The organism is Occultella aeris (genome assembly GCF_902703175.1).
GTDB classification, from domain to species: Bacteria; Actinomycetota; Actinomycetes; order Actinomycetales; family Beutenbergiaceae; genus Occultella; species Occultella aeris.
In genome coordinates this window covers 25,049-45,875 of the sequence record NZ_CACRYJ010000036.1, presented here as the reverse complement: position 1 = coordinate 45,875, position 20,827 = coordinate 25,049, and the positions used below count along the sequence as shown (strand labels likewise).

The 20,827-nt window shown below is 70.4% G+C and carries 16 protein-coding genes; 9 read left to right on the top strand and 7 right to left on the bottom strand.

Annotated features, from left to right (window positions below):
- Positions 1-25: 25 nt before the first annotated feature.
- Entirely contained in the window at positions 26-970 is a 945-nt protein-coding gene (locus HALOF300_RS13295) for a haloacid dehalogenase-like hydrolase (protein ID WP_156741420.1), read from the bottom strand.
- 161 nt (positions 971-1,131) lie between these two features.
- Between HALOF300_RS13295 and HALOF300_RS13290 the strand changes: the two genes are divergently transcribed.
- Positions 1,132-2,631 carry an arylsulfatase gene (locus HALOF300_RS13290; protein WP_197522535.1) on the top strand — a complete coding sequence of 500 codons (1,500 nt, stop codon included), beginning with the start codon at positions 1,132-1,134 and terminating at the stop codon, positions 2,629-2,631.
- A 20-nt stretch (positions 2,632-2,651) separates the two neighbouring features.
- On the opposite strand, the gene HALOF300_RS13285 is transcribed toward HALOF300_RS13290, so the two are convergent.
- The 4 genes from HALOF300_RS13285 to HALOF300_RS13270 all read right to left on the bottom strand — a co-directional run bounded on the left by HALOF300_RS13285 (position 2,652) and on the right by HALOF300_RS13270 (position 6,390).
- A complete protein-coding gene (locus tag HALOF300_RS13285) occupies positions 2,652-4,292 on the bottom strand; it encodes a SulP family inorganic anion transporter (protein WP_156741419.1) in 1,641 nt (546 codons plus the stop codon).
- Positions 4,293-4,389: 97 nt separating this feature from the next.
- On the bottom strand, positions 4,390-4,668 hold the full coding sequence (locus HALOF300_RS13280) for a HesB/IscA family protein (protein ID WP_156741418.1): 279 nt from the start codon (positions 4,666-4,668) through the stop codon (positions 4,390-4,392).
- Between the two features lie 142 nt (positions 4,669-4,810).
- Complete coding sequence (locus HALOF300_RS13275) at positions 4,811-5,491, bottom strand: GntR family transcriptional regulator (protein ID WP_156741417.1); 681 nt, start codon at positions 5,489-5,491, stop codon at positions 4,811-4,813.
- Between the two features lie 92 nt (positions 5,492-5,583).
- Entirely contained in the window at positions 5,584-6,390 is an 807-nt protein-coding gene (locus HALOF300_RS13270) for a TIM barrel protein (protein WP_156741416.1), read from the bottom strand.
- Positions 6,391-6,480: 90 nt separating this feature from the next.
- Here HALOF300_RS13270 and HALOF300_RS13265 point away from each other — a divergent pair, with 90 nt between their 5' ends.
- The 7 genes from HALOF300_RS13265 to HALOF300_RS13235 all read left to right on the top strand — a co-directional run bounded on the left by HALOF300_RS13265 (position 6,481) and on the right by HALOF300_RS13235 (position 15,573).
- Positions 6,481-8,646 carry an alpha-amylase family protein gene (locus HALOF300_RS13265; RefSeq protein ID WP_156741415.1) on the top strand — a complete coding sequence of 722 codons (2,166 nt, stop codon included), beginning with the start codon at positions 6,481-6,483 and terminating at the stop codon, positions 8,644-8,646.
- A gap of 51 nt (positions 8,647-8,697) precedes the next feature.
- On the top strand, positions 8,698-9,576 hold the full coding sequence (locus HALOF300_RS13260) for a 2-hydroxy-3-oxopropionate reductase (RefSeq protein ID WP_156741414.1): 879 nt from the start codon (positions 8,698-8,700) through the stop codon (positions 9,574-9,576).
- Positions 9,573-11,663, top strand: coding sequence for an alpha-amylase family protein (locus HALOF300_RS13255; protein ID WP_197522534.1), 2,091 nt, complete (start codon positions 9,573-9,575; stop codon positions 11,661-11,663). Before HALOF300_RS13260 ends, HALOF300_RS13255 begins: the two co-directional genes overlap by 4 nt.
- 146 nt (positions 11,664-11,809) lie before the next feature.
- Positions 11,810-13,123, top strand: coding sequence for an ABC transporter substrate-binding protein (locus tag HALOF300_RS13250; RefSeq protein ID WP_197522533.1), 1,314 nt, complete (start codon positions 11,810-11,812; stop codon positions 13,121-13,123).
- 31 nt (positions 13,124-13,154) lie between these two features.
- Positions 13,155-14,066, top strand: a complete 912-nt coding sequence (locus HALOF300_RS13245) for a carbohydrate ABC transporter permease (RefSeq protein WP_156741412.1) — start codon at positions 13,155-13,157, stop codon at positions 14,064-14,066.
- Positions 14,067-14,068: 2 nt separating this feature from the next.
- Positions 14,069-14,968, top strand: a complete 900-nt coding sequence (locus tag HALOF300_RS13240; protein ID WP_156741411.1) for a carbohydrate ABC transporter permease — start codon at positions 14,069-14,071, stop codon at positions 14,966-14,968.
- A gap of 263 nt (positions 14,969-15,231) precedes the next feature.
- The gene (locus tag HALOF300_RS13235) at positions 15,232-15,573 is read left to right on the top strand and encodes a hypothetical protein (RefSeq protein WP_156741410.1); all 342 of its coding nucleotides are present in this window, start codon (positions 15,232-15,234) and stop codon (positions 15,571-15,573) included.
- A 15-nt stretch (positions 15,574-15,588) separates the two neighbouring features.
- Here HALOF300_RS13235 and HALOF300_RS13230 read toward each other — a convergent pair whose 3' ends face one another.
- Positions 15,589-17,598, bottom strand: a complete 2,010-nt coding sequence (locus tag HALOF300_RS13230; protein WP_156741409.1) for an MDR family MFS transporter — start codon at positions 17,596-17,598, stop codon at positions 15,589-15,591.
- A 132-nt stretch (positions 17,599-17,730) separates the two neighbouring features.
- Positions 17,731-18,633 (bottom strand): phosphotransferase family protein, encoded by a 903-nt coding sequence (locus tag HALOF300_RS13225; protein WP_156741408.1) that lies wholly within the window; start codon positions 18,631-18,633, stop codon positions 17,731-17,733.
- 229 nt (positions 18,634-18,862) lie between these two features.
- Here HALOF300_RS13225 and HALOF300_RS13220 point away from each other — a divergent pair, with 229 nt between their 5' ends.
- Entirely contained in the window at positions 18,863-20,704 is a 1,842-nt protein-coding gene (locus HALOF300_RS13220; protein WP_156741407.1) for a serine/threonine-protein kinase, read from the top strand.
- Positions 20,705-20,827 lie beyond the last annotated feature (123 nt).

The following is a 20,827-nucleotide window of genomic DNA, read 5'->3' as shown; positions in this document are numbered from 1 at the left end:
ACCCGGCTCGTGCGGTCGGCTCGCCTCAGCCCTGTTGGCTGTCGGCCGGGAACACCTGCGACCAGTCGTCGCGGACACTGATCACGGTGAACCCGTGTGCCGGCGCCGCCTCGATCGCCTTCTCGGCGCCCTTGGAGTAGGGCGCGTCGCCGCGGTCGGTGTCATCGTCGTGGTTGACCAGCAGGGCCAGGCTGCGCGGATTGCCCTGGGCGAACCGGAGCATCGGGACGTCCCCGTTGGAGTTGCCGGCAGCCAGGATCGGCCGCCGTCCGGTGCGCATCCAGATCCGCACCGGCTTCTCGGGGCCGTCGTCGAAGAAGGCCAGGGCGCTCTTGTAGCGCACCACGTTGTGCTCGGCGTCGTACTCAAGACCCAGCCCGGTGCCGACCACCCGTTGGGTCGGGATCCCGTAGTAGTCCTGCGCGATCAGGCGCATGAAGTCGCGTTCGCCGCCGGAGACGATGTAGGTGCGGAAGTCGTGGGCGTCCAGCAGCCGGATGAGTTCGACCATCGGCTGGTACACCGTGTGGGCGTAGGACCGGTCCATGGTCATGTGCCGCGCGTCCCGGAAGAACGCAGCCACGGACGCCTCGTACTCCTCGACGCTCGAGCCGGCGCTGGCGGCGGACACCGCGGCGATGATCAGACCAAGGTCCGAGTCGTCCCCGGCGTAGTGCTTGTCCACGGCCGCGCCGAGCCAGGCCAGGTCCCCGGAGACTGCGGCCTGGTACGGCTGCTTCTCGGCAAGACTCGGGTCCGCCTCCGCTGCGGCCTTCCACTGTTGCAGTACGTAGTGCAGCTGGACCACCATCGGCTTCTCGGTCCAGAGCGTGCCGTCGTTGTCGAAGACCGCGACCCTGCCCTCGGGTGGGACGAAGTCAGGGCTGCCCTCGGTGGTGACCGCGTCGATGAACTCGACGATCGCGGCGCGGGTGGGGCCCTCGCGCCAGGACGGCAGTGCTTCGGACATTGTCGCCTCCCCTCTCCGGACGGACCTCACGCCGCCCACGTGGGCTGACGCTACGGATGGCAGGGGCGCGCGGGCTCACCCGGGACGGATGATCTGTGCGGGCCTGCGCGGTGATTCGATCCTTGTGGGGATTACCCGCCGCCGAATCGAGGGAGCTCATCGTGGCAGACAAGCCGAACATCCTGATCATCTGGGGCGACGACATCGGTCTCACCAATCTCAGTACGTACTCCGACGGGGTGATGGGCTATCGGACGCCCAACATCGACCGGGTCGCCGACGAGGGCGTGAAGTTCACCGACTACTACGGCGAACAGAGCTGTACCGCCGGCCGGGCCGCCTTCATCACCGGGCAGAACCCGTACCGCACCGGGCTGACCAAGGTGGGCATGCCCGGGGCCGATGTGGGTCTACGTGCGGAGGACCCGACGATCGCCACCGCGCTCAAGGCCCAGGGCTACGCCACCGGCCAGTTCGGGAAGAACCACCTGGGTGACCGGGACGAGTTCCTGCCCACGATGCACGGGTTCGACGAGTTCTTCGGCAACCTCTACCACCTCAACGCCGAGGAGGAGCCCGAGCACCGTGACTACCCCTCACCGGAGGACTTCCCGAACTTCCACGACCGGTTCGGACCGCGCGGTGTGATCCACTCCTGGGCCAACGGGGACGGTACGCAGCGCATCGAGGACACCGGTCCGCTGACGAAGAAGCGCATGGAGACCTGCGACGAGGAGTTCCGGGACGCGGCGTCGGACTTCATCCGCGCCAAGGCCGCGGATGACACGCCGTTCTTCGTGTGGTTCAACGCGACGCACATGCACTTCCGGACCCATGTGCGCGAGCAGGACAAGGGACGCGCCGGGCGGTGGCAGTCCGAGTACCACGACGCGATGCTCTACCACGACGACGTCGTCGGAAGCCTGCTCGACCTGATCGACGAGCTCGGCCTGGCCGAGGACACGATCGTCATGTACTCCACGGACAACGGCCCGCACATGAACAGCTGGCCGGACGGCGCCATGACCCCGTTCCGGAACGAGAAGAACTCGAACTGGGAGGGTGCCTACCGGGTGCCCGCGATGGTGCGCTGGCCCGGGCACATCCCGGCAGGAAAGACCCTGAACGGCATCGTCAGCCACAACGACTGGTTCGTCACCCTGCTCGCGGCAGCCGGGGACACCGACATCGTCGACCGGTTGGCGGCGGGGACCGAACTGAACGGCATCGACTATCACGTGCAGCTCGACGGTCACAACCAGCTCGACTACATCACCGGAGCCACAGAGGAGAGCCCGCGGAATCACTTCTTCTACGTCTCCGACGAGGGCGACCTCACCGCGCTGCGGTTCGACAACTGGAAGATCGTGTTCCTCGAGCAGCGCACCGAAGGGACGCTGGCCGTGTGGCTGGACCCATGGGTGGAGTTGCGGGCACCGAAGCTGTTCAACCTGCGGACCGACCCGTACGAACGTGCCGACCGGACGTCCAACACGTACTACGACTGGATGATGTCGCGGATCTTCCTGTTCGTGCCGGCCCAGGCACACGTGGCCTCGATGCTGCAGACGTTCGTGGAGTTCCCGCCGCGTCAGGAGCCCGCCTCGTTCACCATCAACAAGGTGATGGAGAAGCTCCAGAGCACGGCCGGGACCTCCTGATCGGCCGGTTGGGCCACGCCTCAGTCCGCCGCGGCGGCCAGTCCGTCCTCGACACTCTCGTGGACGCGGCCGGCCGCCGCGAGCCCTTGGTACCAGGGCACGTGCTTGGCGACGTCGAGGGCGGATCCGGGTAGTCGCGCCAGGTGCAGTTCGACGCCCTGGCCGGCCAGGTCGCGGTCGAGGTCCTCAAGCGCGCTCAGCACCGTCATGGTGACGACCTCGAGCCGCTCGACGTCCAGGACGAGGGTGTCGATGGGCTCGTCCTGTGCCGTGGCCAGGGCCACGATGGCGCGCTCGTTCTCCAGGGCGTTCGCGGTGTAGAGGCCGCGCCCGAGGTGGACCGCGAGGGTGGCGCCCCGGCGTCCGGTCACGTCGAGCTTGGGGATGTTGAGTTCGCGCAGCACGAGGACCAGGGTCAGCACCACCCCCAACCCGACCGCTGCGAGCAGCCCGGCGGTCAGGCCGACGGCGGCCACCACGCTCGCGATCCAGAAGTCACGCGGGCTGATCCGAGCCCACCGCACCAAGGTGGGGATCTGGATCAGGCCGACGACGGCGACGAACACCACGGCCGCGAGCGTCGCCTGCGGGAGCAGGCTCAGCACCGGGCCGAGGAAGAGGGCGACCGCCACGGCGAGCGCGACGGTCACCAGTCCGGCGAGCTGCGAGCGTGCCCCGGCGCCCTCGTTGACGGCGCTCTGGGAGAACCCGCCCGCGGCGGGCATGGTGCCGAACATGCCGCCGGCGATGTTCGCGGCGCCGGCGGCGAGGAGTTCGGTGTCACTGTCGATCATCGGGTCGGCCGGCTTGCGGATGCCCTTCGCCACGGCCGCCGTCTCCATGAACACCATGACCGCGATCGCCAACGCGCCGGGCACGAGCGCGCCGAGCTTGTCGAGGTCCGGCAAGGTCGGCACCGGTAGGCCGGAGGGGACCGGGTCGATCAACTGGAGGCCGGCGTCCCGCGCCGAGGTGAGTGCGACGATCAGGATCCCGGCCACGACGACGATCAGCGCACCCGGTGCCCGTGGCGCGAAGGCCTTGAGCAGGATGATCGCGAGGATCGACGCTGCGGACAGCGCCACGGTGACACCGTTGACGCTGTCCCAGGCCCGGCCGACCGCGGCCAGCCCGCTGAAGAAGCCCTCGCCGCTGACGTTCCCGGTCTCGCCGAGGAGCTTCGGCAGCTGCCCGACGGCGACCGTTGCGCCGACCCCGATCTTCAGGCCGAGCACCGTGGCGTCACTGATGTTCTCGACCAGCGAACCGAGCCTGAGCAGCCGTGCAGCCAGCAGCACGACGCCCACCAGCAGGGTCAGGGTCACCAGGGACCCGAGGGCGTCCTCGGCGTTGTCCGCACCGGTCGCGACGCCCGCGGAGACCAGGGTCGTCGCGGTCAGTGTGGCGATCGTCGACGTCGTGGAGACGCTCATGGCCCGGCTGCCCCCGAGCAGCGCGTACACGATCATCGGGACGATGCACGTGTACAGCCCGACCTCGACGGGCAGGTTCGCGACGGTGGCGTACGCCATCGCCTGCGGCACCACGACCGCACCCGCGGACAGGCCCGCGGCGACGTCCTTGCCGAGCCATCGCCGTCGGTATCCGGCGAGGGTCGGCAGCAGCCAGGCCGGACGGCCGGTGGCAGGGGCGGTGGTCATAGCCGCGCACATTACGCGGGCCCCGCCGGGCCGGCCTCACCCCGTTCGGGGTACTGTTCCCGCCGGCCGGCCGTCGGCCGACCGGCGGGAGACGTCCCTATGCCTGCTGGCGCAGGGTGAAGCCGGTGCCTTGCTCGGTGGTCGCCGCGTCGAGTTCCTGCTCGGCGAGCAGCGCCGCGGTATCGGTGGGCACGAAGACCCGAGCCCCGGCGTTCTCGATCACGTCGTCGCCGGCCGCGGGCTCCGGCGCGAGGGCCATCTGGAGCTCGCTGCCGTTCTCGGCCATGGAGATGCGGACACCACCCTCTTCGGGCAGGCCCGACTCGGAGGCGATGGTCTTGATTGCGGACTGGGCGTTCTCGGTCAGGGTGAGCATAGGTGCTCCCTCTCATGACTTCGATGGGGACGCTTGACGGCAGCGGAGAACCACGCGCGTGCGCCTCGGTCCGTTCCACCGTGACCCAGGCGGGCCGGCGATGCAACTCGGGGAGCAGAACTGCCCCGGTCGCCGATCGCGGTCAGGCCGGGGCTTCCTCGCGCGAGGCGAGCACCTGGGCGAGGACCCGGTCGCGCGCCTGCTGCAGGTGATGGGCCATCTGCTCGCGGGCCGCGGCTCGGTCGCCGTCCTCGATCGCCTTGAGGATCAGTGCGTGCTCTGCCGCCACCGTCGACGGGGCGGTGCGCCGGTGCGCCTTGAACTGCCCCATCGTCAGGTGCACCTCGCCACTGACCATCTCGTACACCCGGGCCAACCGGGGGCTGTCGACGGCGTTGATGAGCGCCCAGTGGAACTCGATGTCCGCCACCACCTGATCGTCGAAGGCCTTCGCACGGACGGCTGACTCGATCGCCGTCTGGGCCTTGCGGGCCGCCTCCGGCACGGTCCGCGCCTGCGCCAGCCGGTCTGCGGCCGTGCACTCGAACATCTCGCGGGTGAAGAACAGGTCGGTGATGTCGATCTCGTCGAGCTCGGGCACCACCGCTGTCTTGTGGGCGGACCGGCGCAGCAGCCCGAGCGCGGTGAGCCGCTCCAGGCACGCCTTCGCGGTCGGCCGCGCCACTCGGTAGTCGTCGGCGATGCGCTGCTCGGTCAGCTTCTCACCGGGAGCGATGTCCCCGCTGATGATCCTGGTTCGGACGGACTCGTAGAGGGCATCGGTGAGCGAGGACGGACCCAGTTGGAACTGCCCTGCGCTCATGCGATCACCTCGGGAGATTGTCTGACGATGAGACGAGTCTAGGGATCGGCCACCCCGCCGCCCGGAGCCACTGTAGGGGATGCCACCCCCGCTCACGGGCGAACCCACGCCAGGGAGTCCGCGGTGGACCCGGTGGGCCGGTACTCGGCGGCGACCGGCCCCGCGAAGCCGGCCGCCCGAAGCGCCGCGAACACCTCGTCCCAGGCGAGGTCACCCGATCCGGGCTCGCCACGGCCGGGTGCATCGGCGATCTGCACATGGGCGATGTGCGCCGCGGACCGCCCGGCCGCGGCGACCACGTCCACCCCGTTCATGGCCAGATGGAAGGTGTCGAACAGCAGACCGACGCCCGCCACGCCCGCCAACGGGCCCTCGAGCAGCGCGATCACGTCCTCGTGCGTGTGCAACGGGTAGGCCCCGTTCAGCCCGGCGGCCAACGGCTCGATCAGCACCACCCCGCCCTGGTCCGCCAGGGCCGCGGCCGCGATGGTGACCGCCTCCTGCGCGGTGGCGTGCTGCGCCGTCGGGTCCTCGTCGTCCGCCACCTGCCCGTACAGCAGATTGAACCGGTCACACCCGGTGGCCTCGGCGATCCGCCGCACCGCGGTGATGTTCGCGGTGAGCTCCGCCCGCCGGGCCACGTTCGTGGCGATCCCCCGCTCGCCCGCGGGCATGTCCCCGGCGAAGAAGTTCAGCCCGCGCAGGCGCACCCCGGCGGCCTCGATCGACCGCAGCAGCTCCGCCTCCTGCGCGGCGGTCGGCTCGGCGTCCGGGAACGGCCACCAGGTCTCCACCGCGCCGAAGCCTGCGTCCGCCGCGGCGGCGAACCGATCGAGGTAGTCGTGCTCGGTCCACAACAGGGACACGTTGGCACTGAGTTCGTAGCCGAGGTGCTGCACGTCTCACACTCCAAGACTCTAGGCAGTACATGTTGTACTTGCTATCTTGTCAGACAATACTACGAGGACGTCGAACGAGAGGTCGCAACGATGCTGACTACGGATCACGAGCCCGGGCTCGTCCCCCTCCCGCGGGATCCCGCCGCCGAGCGCTCGCTGGACTGGTTCCGCACCGCCACCCGGTGGACGCAGCTGACCTTCGTCGAGGACGATCCGCTGCACTTCGACCCGGAGTTCTGGATCTCGGTGATGCGCGAGTCCCGCTCCGACGCGCTGTGCCTGAGTGCCGGCGGCTACATGGCGTTCTACCCCACCCAGATCCCGTTCCACTACCGAAGCAAGTTCCTCGCGGACACCGACCCGTTCGGCGAGCTGGTCAACGGTGCCCGCCAGTTGGGCATGCACGTGATGGCCCGGGTGGACCCACACGCCATCCACGCCGACGCCGCGCAGGCCCACCCGGAGTGGCTCGCCCGCGACGCCGACGGCAACGCGATCCCGCACTGGGCGTTCCCGGACATCTGGCTGACCGACCCGTTCAGCAGCTACCACCGCGAGTTCATCACCGACGTCGCCCGCGAGATCGTGCGCGACTACGACGTGGACGCGGTGTTCGCGAACCGCTGGGAGGGGCCCTCCGCGATCTCGTACTCCGAAGGGGCCGAACGCCAGTTCTTCGATGACACCGGCCTGCACCTGCCGCGCACGCAGGACCGCACCGACCCGGCCTGGCGCGCTTACACCACGTGGCGCAGCCGGCAGCTCTCCGAGCTCGTGGTGCTCTGGGACGACGCGGTGCGCGAGGTCCGCCCGCACGCCCGGTTCATCCCCAACCGCGGCGCGATGCTGACCCGGGACCTCGTCCGCGACCTCGTCGACGACCGGTGCCCGATGTTCTTCATCGACAAGCAGGGCCGGTCGGAGAACGAGGCACTGTGGTGGTCGGGGCGGATCGGCAAGCGCAGCCGGGGCATGTTCCCGGACCGCCCGGTCGCGCTGATCACGTCGGTCGGCCCCGAGCACGGCGAGTACCGGTGGAAGGATTCGGTGGCCGACCCGCACGAGATCGTGACCTGGATGGCCGACGGGTTCGTCCACGGTGCGCTGCCCTGGTACACGAAGTTCAACGCGAACGTGTTCGACACCCGTTGGGTGGCGCCGATCGTGGCGGCGTTCACGCTGCACGAGCGCGTCGCCGAGGTGTTCGCCGGCATGGAGATCACGAGCGAGGTCGCCGTCCTGGACAACGTCCGGCTCGACCCGACGAACCCGTGGGCGAGCTACACCGCCGGTAGCGCGGACGAGGACGGCTTCTACCAGGCCCTCGTCGAGGCTCGGGTGCCGTTCGACTACATCGCGGACCAAGAACTCACGCTCGAACGGCTCGCCCCGTACCGGGTCCTGATCCTGCCGAACTGCCGGGCCCTCTCCGAGACGCACTGCGCGGTGATCCGCGAGTGGGTAGCAGGCGGCGGCAGTCTGGTGGCCGCGCACGAGTCGTCCCTCGTGACCGACGGCGCGGCTTCCCGCCTCGCCCTCGGCGACGTGCTCGGCGTCCGTCTCACCGAGGCCCCGCGCGGGCCGGTCAAGAACAACTACATCGCGCTCGACCCGCAGCACCCGGTCGCGGTCGGGTTCGACGGGGCCACCCGGGTGGTCGGCGGCACCCACCTCGTCGGGGTCGAGCCGATCGAGACGCCGACGGCGGCCGGTACGCCGGGCGGCTGCCTCACCTCGGTCCCGTTCCGGTTCGTGCCGGACTACCCGGACCTGCCAATGGAGGAGGTCTACCCCCGCGGTGGGGAGGGCTCCGCCGCGGTCGTCTGCCGCGAGCAGCCCGGTGGCGGACGCAGCGTGTACCTGGCGTTCAACGTGGGCGAGATCCTCTGGGCCGCGATGCAGCACGACCACGCCCGGCTCATCCAGAACGCCGTCGCCTGGGCGCTCGGCGGCGAGCCGCGGGTGCTCATCGAGGGTCAGGGGCTCCTGGACGTCGCCGTCCGCACGGACGAGACGTCGATGGCCGTTGCCCTGGTGAACCTGAACAACCCGATGGCCATGCGCGGGCAGAACCGCGAGACCATCCCGCTGCCGCCGCAGGAGATCTCGGTGGCCCTCCCACCGGGCGCCACCGGCGCGACCGCGCGGCTGCTCCTCGCCGACACCTGGGCGCCGGCGCACGTCGCCGACGGTCGGGTCCACGTGAGCGTGCCCGCCGTCGACGTCCTCGAGGTCGCGCACCTGACCTGGACCTGACCGCACCCTGCCCTGCCCTGAGCGGGGCCACCCCCATCGAAGGAGACACACGTGCAGATCGGATTCATCGGGCTCGGCGTCATGGGCGCCCCGATGGCGGCCAACCTGATCGCCGCCGGCCACACCGTCCACCTCCACCGCGTGAAGGAGTCCACCGAGCACCTCGTCGAGGCGGGCGGGCACCGCGCGGGCTCCGCCGCGGACGCGGCCAAGGAGGCCGACGTCGTCATCCTCATGCTCCCGGACACCCCGGACGTCGAAGAGGTCCTGTTCGGGACCGACGGCGTCGCCGGGGCGCTGCGCCCGGGCGCCCTGGTCATCGACATGAGCTCAATCTCGCCGGTCGCCACCCGGTCCTTCGCGGAGCGGATCACCGGCGCCGGCGGCGGGTACCTCGACGCCCCGGTCTCCGGCGGGGACGTCGGCGCGCGAGCCGGGACCCTGACCATCCTGGCCGGCGGGACCACGGCCGCGTTCGAGCGGGCGACACCGTTGCTGGAGGTCCTCGGCGCCACCATCACCCACGTGGGCGACGTCGGCGCCGGGCAGACGGCGAAGGTCGCCAACCAGATCATCGTCGCGCTGACCATCCAGGCCGTCGCCGAGGGTCTGACGTTCGCGGGGGCCGCCGGGGTCGACCCGGCCGTCGTTAGGGAGGCACTGATGGGCGGCTTCGCCTCCTCGCGCATCCTCGAGGTGCACGGGCAGCGGATGGTCGATCACAACTACGACCCCGGCTTCCGGATCCGGCTGCACCGCAAGGACCTCGGCCTCGCCCTCGGCTCTGCGCGGGCCATGGACCTGCCGCTGCCGCACACCGCCTCCGCGCACGAGTTCATGAACGCCGCGATCGCCCAGGGGCTCGGCGAGGCAGACCACTCCGCGCTGCACCGGGTCCTCGGCAACGCGGCCGGACGGGCCGCGAAGTGACCGCCGTCGACGCCCCGTCCGCCCTGGCCGGTGCCCAGCCCGTGAAGGCGAGCCCCGAACCGGGGACCGAGTGGTGGCGCGCTCCTTTCCGCACCTTCCAGACGAACCTGCGCGAGATCGATGCCGATCTGGACACAGGCGAGGTCCTGGACTTCCTCGAGGGCTTCGGCGCGAACGTCTGGCTCCTGTCGGTGGGCGGGATCGTCTCGAACTACCCGACGGCGCTCGCGAGCCAGACCCCGAACCCGACCCTGGTTGGGCGCACCTCGGGCGACCTGGTCGGCGACGCGGTCTCGGCCGCGGCCGAGCGCGGCATCCGAGTGCTCGGCCGGATGGACTTCTCGAAGGTGGACCGGCGGCGCGCCGAGGAGCACCCGGAATGGCTGTTCGTGAACGCCGAGGGCGAGAACCAGGTCTACAACGGCCTGGTCAGCGTGTGCCCGAGCGGGCCGTACTACCAGGAGCAGGTGTTCGAGGTGATCACCGAGGTGCTCACCCGCTACGACATCGCCGGCTTCTTCCTGAACTGGATGTCCTTCAACGAGGTGGACTACTCCCGCACCTACTGGGGCGTGTGCCACTGCCTGGCCTGCCGGGCGGGCTTCGCCGCCTTCGCGCCGGGCACCCCGCTGCCGCTGGAGCCCTCCTCCCCCGGCTACCGGACCTGGCAGGACTACGCCCGCCTCACCCTGGACGACCTCACCGCCCGGCTCCGGGCCCACATCCGGTCCCTGGCCCCGGGTGCGGCGCTGACCCTCGGCGACCGTGCCGACATCGTCTTCCACGAGGCGAACAACGGGGTGGGGCGTCCGCTCTGGCACCACCTCACCGCCGAGCACGTCTCGGCGGCGAAGGCGTACCGGCCGCAGGTGCCGGTGCTGGTCAACTCCGTCGGATTCGTGGACATGCCGTACCGGCTCGCCGGCGAGGAACCGAACCACTTCGCGCAGTTCCTGATCCAGGCGATCGCACACGGCGCGGTGCCGTCCACCTATGTGATGGGCCGTCCGGGCGACAGTCCATACGAGAACATCGAGGTCGCCGGCGAGCTCACCCGGTTCCACCGCGACCATGCCGACGTCTACGCCGGGCTGCGGCCCGACGCCGACGTGCTGCTGGTCCGGGGCGACCGGGTCGCGCCGGACCGCGCCGAGGGCGTCCGCTCCGAGTTCGAGGGCCTGTACCTGAGTCTCAGCGAGTCCCACCTGCCGTTCGACGTGCTCAGCAGCACCCGGATCGCCGACCTCGGGTCCCCGGGCGACGGCGTCGGCTCGCTCACCGGATACCGCGTCGTGGTCCTGGCCGACGTGGGCGAACTCGCTCCGGAGGCGGTGGCCGCCCTGGACGTGTTCGTGGCCGCCGGCGGGTCCGTGCTCGCCACCGGCTCGTCCGCGCTGGCGGCGGGCACCGGGCAGTTGGCCGGCTCCCCGGTGCGGCGCCACCTCGCCAGCCTGACCTCGGTGGAGGCGACCCGGGCGGCGTACGTGCGTCTGCCCGGCACCACGCCGTCGAGGCACCCGTGGGGCCGGCCCGCTCCGGTCATCGGCGCCCTGCACGTCATCGAGCCACATCCGGACGCCTCGGTAGCCCTGCCGACCCTCGGCCGGGCGCCGTACGGCCCGCCGGAGAAGTGCTACGGCCACACCGAGGCCGATCACCCCGGTTACGCCGAACGCACCGTCTCCCGCGGCACGGCCACCGGCACCGTGGCCCACCTGCCATGGACAGTCGGACGGGTCTATCGCGAGCAGGGTCTGCGCGCCGTGCGCGACGAGGTCGCGACGAGGGTCCGTGCTTTGGGCGCCCGCCCGATCGGTACCGGGATCCCCGAGCAGCTCCAGGTGGTCCGCGGCAGGTCGGACGCGGGCACGGTGGTGCACCTGCTGAACCGCAGCGGTGACGCCGTCCAGCGCTTCCTCGATCCGGTGCCGATCGCCCCGGTCGAGCTGAGGCTGCCGTGGTCCGGACCACCGCCTCGGGCCCGGGCGCTGGTGGCGGGCGTGGACGTGCCGGTGTCCCCCACGGAGGGCGGGATCCGGCTCACGACCCCGACCGTCGGCAGGTTCGAGGTGCTCGTCCTCGAGTAGGCCTCGCCGCGGTCTGCATGATTGTCAAACAAGTTCGCTTGATTTATTGACCGGCAAGTGTGCCGAAACTAGCATCAGTTCGACCGACGGTCCCGACGACGGGACCGCCGTACTTCACCGATGAGGGAGACGCAACGATGCGTGAGATGAGCCGTAGGAACGTGCTGAAGTTCGCCGCCGTCGCGGGGCTGACGGGCACAGCCGCCGCCTGCTCGGGCGTGGGCGGCGGCAGTGGTGGCGGAGGAAGCGGCGGGACGGACGCCGGAGGTTCGGCCACGTTGCGCTACGCCTGGTGGGGCAACAACGTGCGCCAGGAGAACTACACGAACGCCCTGAACCAGTTCATGGAGGACCACTCCGAGATCACGGTCGAGACGGAGTTCGCCGAGTACACCGCGTTCCAGGAGCGGATGACCACCCAGATGGCCGCACGCAACGTGCCGGACCTGTTCTGGGTGCCCTCCGCGCAGGTGATGACCTACTACGCGAACGACATGTTCCACGACCTCGACGGGCTCGAGACCCTCGACCTGAGCGACTACGACGCCGACGACATCGACGGGCTGCGGCTCGACGGCGTGCACAACACGATGGCGCTCGGGATCTTCGTGCCGGTGGTCCGCTACAACGAGACGATGGCGCAGGCGGACGGTGCCACCCTGCCCGAGGGTGCCGACTGGACCTGGGACGGCTTCACCGAGTTCGCCATCGACTACGCCGCTAACAACCCGAACGGCAACTGGGCCGTCAATTACGGCCCGGATCACGACCTCACCCTGGAGGCCTGGCTGCGCCAGCGCGGCGAGGAGCTGTGGACCGGGGACGGCCAGATCGGGTTCACCGCCGACGGCATCGCGAGCTGGCTGGACTTCTGGGAGAACCTGCGCAAGAACGGTGCCGCACCGTCCCTCTCGGAACAGGACGGCGTCGGCGCGGACTGGGCGCTGATCGGCGAGCGGGTACTGACCTACCTGGGCAACTCGAACCACATCATCGACGACGCCCAGTTCTTCCCCGAGGCCACGTTCAAGCTCCGCACCATGCCCGTCGCCGCGGACGCCACCCCGGGTCACCCTTACCTGTACACCCCGCGGCTGGCGATCTTCGGCGGCATCGACGAGGCCAACCTCGAGGCCGCGGGCACCCTGCTGAACTTCAGCGTGAACAACACCGACACGCTCCGGATCACCGGCCTGACCATGGGCGCACCGGTGAACCCGCGGGTCGCGGCGGAGGTCGCCGAGTTCGCCTCGCCGGACGAGCAGCAGATGCTCGACGCCGTCGCCCATGACCGGGCGCTGGAGCGCAACCCGCGCTTCGAGGCGCCGGCCGGCTCGAGCACCTGGCGCACGATCCTGACCCGGGTCAGCGAGCAGGTGGCCCTGGAGCAGTCGACCACCATCGACGCCGCGACGGCCATGATCGCCGAGCTCCAATCAGCCATCGACCGCGCGTCCTGACGCGACAGCACCCGGACCGGAGCGATCACTCATGGCCACCGCAACGGCGCCGACCCGGCGCAAGAGCCGACTGAACCGCCAGGGGCGGGCGGCGCACGTCTTCATGCTGCCCTGGTTGGTGGGACTGGTCGGCATCACCGCCCTGCCGACCCTCGCCTCCCTCTACCTCGCGTTCACCGACTACAACGTCCTGTCCAGCCCGGAGTTCATCGGGACCGCGAACTTCGAGCGGATGCTCACCGACGACCGGTTCTGGCAGTCGGTCCGGGTCACGCTCACGTACGTGCTGGTCTCGGTCCCGCTCCAGCTCGCGTTCGCGCTGCTGCTCGCGCTGATCCTGGATCGGGGCATGCGCGGGCTGACCTTCTACCGGAGCGCGTTCTACCTGCCCTCGCTGCTGGGTTCGAGTGTCGCGGTGGCGGTGCTCTGGCGTGAGCTGTTCGGCCACTCGGGTCTCGTCAACTCAGCGCTCGCGCTGGTGGGGATCGAGGGTTCGAGCTGGCTGCAGAACCCGCAGACGGCGCTGGGCACCCTCGTGATCCTGAACGTGTGGACGTTCGGGTCGCCGATGGTGATCTTCCTGGCCGGCCTGCGCCAGATACCCGAGGAGCTCTACGAGTCGGCGCGGGTGGACGGCGCCTCGGTGCTGCGCCAGTTCGGCTCCATCACGGTGCCGCTGCTGACGCCGATCATCTTCTTCAACCTGATCCTGCAGACGATCGGGGCGTTCCAGGCGTTCACCCAGGCGCACGTGGTCAGCGGCGGCTCCGGAGGCCCGGTGGACTCCACCCTCTTCTACACGCTCTACATCTACCAGCAGGGCTTCACGGCCTTCGACATGGGCTACGCCTCCGCGCTGGCCTGGGTCCTGCTGGTCTTCATCGGAGTCATGACCGCGGGGCACTTCCTGCTGTCCAAGTACTGGGTGTTCTACGGAGACTGATGATGACCACACAAACCCTCACGCCCAGCGCCACCACCGGCGCCCCGGCCAGCAGCTCCGCCCGGCGCCGGCCACGCCGACGCGGGCGGTCCGTCGCCAGGCACGCGGGCCTCATGGTGTTCGTCGCGTTCATGCTCTATCCGCTGGTCTGGATGGTCACGAGCGCGTTCACGCCGGAGAGCGAGATCCTCACCGGCCCGCTCCTCCCGGAGCAGTTCACGCTCGAGAACTTCGTCAACGGGTGGAACTCGCTGACCCGCCCGTTCTGGGTGTTCTACGGCAACTCGTTCGTGGTCACGATCAGCTCCATCGTGGGCAACCTGTTCTCCTGCTCGCTGACCGCGTACGCGCTCGCCCGGCTCACCTTCAAGGCCCGGAACCTGTACTTCGGGATCGTGCTGGTCTCGGTCATGCTGCCCATGCACGTCCTGGTGATCCCGCAGTACATCATCTTCTCCCAGTTCGACCTGGTGAACACGTTCGTGCCGCTGGTGCTGCCGAAGTTCCTGGCCACTGACGCGTTCTTCATCTTCCTGATGGTCCAGTTCATCCGGGGCATCCCCCGCGAGCTCGACCAGGCCGCGGCGATCGACGGCGCCGGGCCGTTCCGCACGTTCTGGTACGTGATCTTCCCGTTGATGCGACCCGCCCTGGTGACCACCACGATCTTCACGTTCATCTGGACCTGGAACGACTTCTTCACGCCGCTGATCTACCTGACCGACCAGTCCGTGTTCACGGTGCCGGTGGCTCTCAGCTCGATGGTCGACGCCGAGTCCAACAGCGGGATCGGGATGCTGCTCGCGATGTCCGTGCTCTCGCTGATCCCGATCATGCTGTTCTTCGCGTTCGCGCAGAAGTACCTGATCCGTGGCATCACGACCACGGGGCTGAAGGGGTAGTCCTCGCCGAGTGCGGGTTCGGGTGCCGACGGGACGGGAATGTCCGGACGCTCGGTATGGTTACCCCACTGACCGGCGAGACGCGCACCATCGATGGATGCGCTGCCGGCACCCCTCGAACGCGGCGGACACGCCCGGGCAGCACGCGCGACATTCCACGCGCGAGAACCCCGGAGCCGAACGCCGCTCGAGATACATCGGATGCGGCCGACCGCCGTCGCCGGTCGGGTGCCGCCGCCGACACCGAACCTCAGGAGACACCCATGACCACCATGCTCGAAACAACCACCCACACCACCGACCCCGTGATCGCCGCCGTCAGGGACGCCGTCGGGAACCTCGCCGAGGCGACCAGCCTGCCGAGGCGACCCGTCCCCGTCGCGTTCCTCGACGACGGTCGGCGGCTGTTCCTCGTGACCGACGCGGTCCGCGGGCAGCGGCTGCGCTCGTGGGGACTCGAGATCCGCACCGATGACGACCTCATCGGCGCCGACCAGTCCGTCCACCTCGCGGTGCGCTCGACGCAGACCCCGACGGCGGACGCAGCCGAGGCCGCCGCTCGTTACCTCCTCTCGGCGACCGAGCCGGCCCGGCGCCCGGTCTGAGGACTGCGCGCCGCCTCAGCGCCCAGCGACGACGTCGCTCGGGTCGGCCAGCAGTTGCGCGGTGAGCTGTTCCACCAGCTGGTCGACCTCGGGCTCGTCGCCCCCCGGCCACTCGGCGACGTAGCGGCGCAGCCGGTCGCGCTCCCGCTCGCGGAGCTCCTCGGCCACGGCATCGCCGGCCGGGGTGGACGCGACGGTGTCCCCGTCGAGCCGGACGAGCTCTCGAGCCGCCAACTGTTCGGCGATCTCGCGGACCCGATCGGCGGTCGCACCGCTGCGTTCGGCCATCAACACAACCGACCGCGTGCCCTTCAGCGAGACTCTGGTGACCATCCAGCACTGCTCCGGAGTGAGGGCATAGTCGCTGTCGATCACCCGATAGACCTGCAACGGGTCGCGAGCCCCGACGCGACGCCACAGGATCATGCGCAGTTCCTCGAGCGAGGTGCGCGAACTCGGCAACGCGAACGACGAGCCCGCGGACTGCCCCGCCGTCGCGACATCGCCGCCACGGGTGGCGGTGCGCAGCTCGACCTCCGGGAGGAACCAGGTGAGACCGAACGCGATCAGCGCGACCGGCACCGCCCAGAGGAAGACCGTGTGCAATGAGTCCGCGTAGGCGTCCAGGAACCAGTCCTGGACGTTCGCGGGGCACTGGTCCAGCGCCTGCGTAGAAGCGACGAGCGTCTCGGGGCCGCACGCGCCCTGCGCCTGCGACGGCACTGCGGTTGCCAGGTTCGCGGCCAGCCGGTTCGCGAAGATGGTTCCGAACACCGCGACCCCGATGGACGAGCCGATCGTCCGGAAGTACGTCGTACCGGACGTCGCGGTACCCAGGTCGCGGTAGCTCACGGCGTTCTGGACGGCGATGACGAGGACCTGGGTGACCATCCCGAGCCCGGCGCCGAGCACGAACATGCTCAGTCCCGCCTGCAGCGTGGAAGTGTCCCGGCCCATGAGGGAGAGCAGGTAGAGCCCGCAGGACGTGATCGCGGTGCCGAGGATCGGGTAGATCTTGTAGCGCCCGGTCCGCGTGATCAGCTGCCCGGACCCGATCGAGGTGATGAGCAGCCCGAGCATCATCGGCGTCATCTCGAGGCCCGACTCCGTGGGGGTCGACCCCTTCACCGTCTGTAGGTACAGCGGCAGGTAGGTGATCGCGCCGAACATCGCGAAGCCGACCGCGAAGCCGATCATGGCCGCGACCGTGAACACGCGGCTGCTGAACAGGTGCAACGGAAGCACCGGCTCGGGGCTGCGTCGTTCGACGGCGATGAATGCGATGATGCCCGCGACGGCGGCGGCCACCATCAGGTACACGGGCGCGGAGTTCCACGCCCAGGTGGTGCCGCCGAGGCTCGTCACGAGCACGATCACCGTGGAGACGCCGCCGAGCAGGATGATGCCGGCGTAGTCGACGTGGGGCTTGCGACCGGCCTCGATGTGCGGCAGGACCGCCGCCACGACGATCAGGGCCAGGATCCCGACCGGGACGTTGATGTAGAAGACCCAGCGCCAGTCGAAGTTGTCCACGAAGAACCCGCCGAGCAGTGGCCCGGCCACCGAGGAGACGCCGAAGACGGCACCGAAGAGGCCCTGGTAGCGGCCGCGTTCACGAGGCGGGACGACATCGCCGATGATGGCCTGCGAGAGGACCATGAGACCGCCGCCGCCCACCCCCTGCAGGGCGCGCCACGCGATCAGCTGGCCCATGGTCTGCGACGTGCCGGCCAGGACGGAGCCGGCCAGGAAGATGAGGATGCAGGCGATGAACAGAGCCTTGCGACCGTAGAGATCGCCGAGCTTGCCCCAGAGCACCGTCGTCGCGGTGCTCGCGAGCATGTACGCGGTCACCACCCAGGAGAGGTGCTCCGCCCCGCCGAGGTCGGAAACGATCGTCGGCAGCGCCGTCGCGACGATCGTCTGGTCGAGCGCGGCGAGCAGCATCGCCAGCATGAGGCCGGCGAAGATCGTTCGGACCTTGCCGACCGGCAGGGCCTCGGCAGAACTCGTCGTCGACGCCATCGGGTGCCTCCCCGTCGCTGCCTGCGAGGTCGCTCGCTCGCCCCGCTGCCCCTGGACGAGTCTGGCACCATCGCCCGCGCTCGGCGCTGCGAGCCGATGATGCACGTGCGGAACCGGGCGCGACCGCTGGAATCAGCCGGCGGCGCGCAGGACCTCGACGATGAGTTCCTCGACCCGGCCACGCATGCCGGCCCGGTCGACCGGGACGCGACCGCCGACCTGCCGCGGGATGAACTCGGGCCACGCCGGTGAGAAGTCGAGCAGTTCGGACATCAGCCATGCCGGATCGACGCGCGTCCCGGTGATCGCCTCGTAGTGCGCCACGAATCGCCCGGCCCGGTCCGGCCCGTACAGCACGGCAAGGTTGAGCGCGCAGTGACCGACGTCCCGACCCGCGTCGGCCACCCCACTCATCGTCCAGTCGACGACCCCGGTGAGCCGTCCCCGGTTCCAGAGCAGGTTGAAGTGCTGGTAGTCACCGTGGCCGAACACCTCCCTGACGGGAACGGTGGCGGCACGCGCGAGGGAGAGTGCCTCGTCGCCATGGGGCAGGTCGGCCAGCCAGGCGCGTCGGTCCTGGTCGTCCAGGTCGACCCATTTCTTGCTGATCGGCTGGTGCGGATCGCGCGGCTGATCATGGATCAGCGCCAGCCGGGCCGCCATCTCACCGGTCCACCGCTCGACATCCGCAGGACGGAGCTGACCTGCACCGGGGAGGTGGGTCATCAGGTTGGCGGGGCGACCGGTCCACTCCCCCGCCGGGTCGGTGGCGATCAGCTCGGGGGCTCCGACTCTGCGGCCGCTGAGCAGGGTCAGCGCGGTGGCTTCCCGACGCACCGAGTCGCGCTGCCAGTCACCGTCGTTCGGCCAGCGCCGCAGGACCACGGCGGCGGCGACGTCGGTGCCGGTGAGGTCGAGGCGGAACATCGCCTCGGACAGGCCGCCCGTCAACGGGACGGTCTCGCCGATCCGTACGTCGCGGCCGAGCACGTCACGGATCCAGGTCAGGACCCGTTCGTCGTCGGGACTCGTCACGGCTCGGCTCGGCGGTCGATACCGGGACGACGTGCCATCCGGCCACCGTAGCAAGGGACCAGCTTCGGCGTGCCGGGCGAGGACGAGTGCTCGACGACACCAGGAGCCGTGAGCCAGAGCAGCGCGTGCGGAACCTTCCACCACCGGCCACGCCACGATCGCGCCGGGCACCGCCTATTCTCGGTCTCAGGTGCCAGGCCGAAGGCGCCCGTCCGGGGAGGGGGTCCGCGTGTCCGACGACGACTGGGCACCCGCTGCCCCGCGTCCGCTGGCGGAAGCGGTCGGCGCCACGTCCCGCCGACGGTCCGGTCCCGCCGGTGCGAACGACCCCACCCGCTCTGCCGGCGGCCCGGTCGACCGGACCCCGGCGTCACCGTCGGCGGTGTCGGTCGCGGGCTACTCCCACCTGGTCGAGGTCGCGACCGGCGGTGACAGCGTCGTGTACCGGGCGCGTCAGGACAGCCTCGACCGGGACGTCGCGATCAAGGTGATCGCCGCGGATCCGTCGGCGGCCGCCCGGTTCGAGCGCGAACTTGCGATCACCGTGTCCCTCGGTCGCCAGCACCCGCACATCGTCAACGTGCTGGACACCACCACGACCTCCGACGGCGACCCCTGCCTGATCATGGACTTCCACGATCTCGGGTCGCTGCACGACCGGGTCCGTGCACACGGCGCCCTGCCGGTCTCCGAGGTCGTGGCCGCCGGCACCGCCGTGGCCGACGCGCTGGCGTTCGCGCATACGCGCGGCGTGCTGCACCGGGACGTGAAGCCGCAGAACATCCTGCTGCTGCCGACGTCCTACGTGCTCAGCGACTTCGGCATCGCACGGATGGCGGATGCCGGGCACACCGCCTCCGTGGAGCGGTTCAGCTACCGGCACGCCTCCCCCCAGGTGCTCGACGGCCTGCCCCCGACCGAGGCCGACGACGTCTGGTCCCTCGCGTCCACCCTGTTCACGCTGCTCGACGGGCGGGCCCCGTTCGCTGCGCTCGACCCGCACGACGACACGGCGCTGTCCTACCTGCGCCGGGTCCGCACCGGCGCGCGCCGACCGCTGGAGAGCGACGATCTGCCCGCCGGGCTGCGCGACCTGATCGAGGCCGGCCTGCACGCGGACCCCGCGCGGCGTCCCACGGCCGCCCAGGCGCTGGACCGGCTGCGCTCGATCCGGACCGAAGACCGGTCCTGGGACCCGGCGAGCGGAGCCGCGGCGCCCGCTGCGGCAGCGGCCGCGGCGCCCTCCGTCGTCCCGACCGCGCCCAGCACACCGACCGGGACAGCCCCACCCGCCGGTACCGCTGCCGCGACCGCGGCACCGCCGTCGGCGGCCGGCGACGCACCGCCCTCGTGGGCGCCGGGCACCACGGGTACCGACGCGCCGCCGTCGGCGGCTTCCGTCCAGACGTCAGCACCCGGGCAACCGCCGGCCGCACCGGAACCGGCACCCCAGCCCTCGCCGCTGGCCCCCTCGGTGCTCGCGCACGTCGGGCACCAGAGCTCGCCTGCCCAGGTCGACGACGGCGCCACCGGCCTCAGCCCGGAACCTGCGCCCGAGCCCCCGGCCGGCGCCCCGGCCAAGGCCGGCGAGGGGTCCGGGACGACGTGGCGGCGGATCGTCGCATTCGTCGGCGGCGCACTGCTGGTCGGCGCGGCGTTCGGGATCGGGTCCGCGCTGCTCGGCGGCGAGGAGGAGCCGGACCCGACTCCCTCGCAGACCGGCGTGAACGTACCGGAGGCTCCGACCGACGTCCAGACCGGGGACGCCCCGCCGCAGCCCACCGTCGGCAATCCGGACCTGGCTCCGGTCAACCCGGTGCTCACGCCACAGGGCACCTCGGTGCTGCTGACCTGGGCACCTGCCCCGTCCGAGGTCGACTACCTCCTCATCGTCAGCGTCCCCGCGGACGGCTCCCCGGCCAGCGTGCTCCAGCAGCTCACGTCGGACCCCGGCGAGTACGTCGTCGAGGGCCTCGACCCGGACGCCACCGGCGACTGCTACGCGATCGTCGGGTACGCCATCACCGAGACCGGCCTGGAAGCCGGCTCCACCGACACCCTCTGCCGTTGATCGCACCCGCCACGCTGAGATTGCACCCACCACGGTCAGATCGCACCGTCGGACGGTGCGATGTGAGCGCGATAGGTGCTAGGTGATGTCCAGGGATGTTGGTCAGCGGCGGAGACGGGCGCC

Excerpts from the sequence above, each read along its gene's own strand:
- HALOF300_RS13295 (WP_156741420.1), bottom strand. The coding sequence starts at position 970 with ATGTCCGAAGCACTGCCGTCCTGGCGCGAGGGCCCCACCCGCGCCGCG.
- HALOF300_RS13285 (WP_156741419.1), bottom strand. The coding sequence starts at position 4,292 with ATGACCACCGCCCCTGCCACCGGCCGTCCGGCCTGGCTGCTGCCGACC.
- HALOF300_RS13280 (WP_156741418.1), bottom strand. The coding sequence starts at position 4,668 with ATGCTCACCCTGACCGAGAACGCCCAGTCCGCAATCAAGACCATCGCC.
- HALOF300_RS13275 (WP_156741417.1), bottom strand. The coding sequence starts at position 5,491 with ATGAGCGCAGGGCAGTTCCAACTGGGTCCGTCCTCGCTCACCGATGCC.
- HALOF300_RS13265 (WP_156741415.1), top strand. The coding sequence starts at position 6,481 with ATGCTGACTACGGATCACGAGCCCGGGCTCGTCCCCCTCCCGCGGGAT.
- HALOF300_RS13250 (WP_197522533.1), top strand. The coding sequence starts at position 11,810 with ATGAGCCGTAGGAACGTGCTGAAGTTCGCCGCCGTCGCGGGGCTGACG.
- HALOF300_RS13245 (WP_156741412.1), top strand. The coding sequence starts at position 13,155 with ATGGCCACCGCAACGGCGCCGACCCGGCGCAAGAGCCGACTGAACCGC.
- HALOF300_RS13240 (WP_156741411.1), top strand. The coding sequence starts at position 14,069 with ATGACCACACAAACCCTCACGCCCAGCGCCACCACCGGCGCCCCGGCC.
- HALOF300_RS13235 (WP_156741410.1), top strand. The coding sequence starts at position 15,232 with ATGACCACCATGCTCGAAACAACCACCCACACCACCGACCCCGTGATC.
- HALOF300_RS13230 (WP_156741409.1), bottom strand. The coding sequence starts at position 17,598 with ATGGCGTCGACGACGAGTTCTGCCGAGGCCCTGCCGGTCGGCAAGGTC.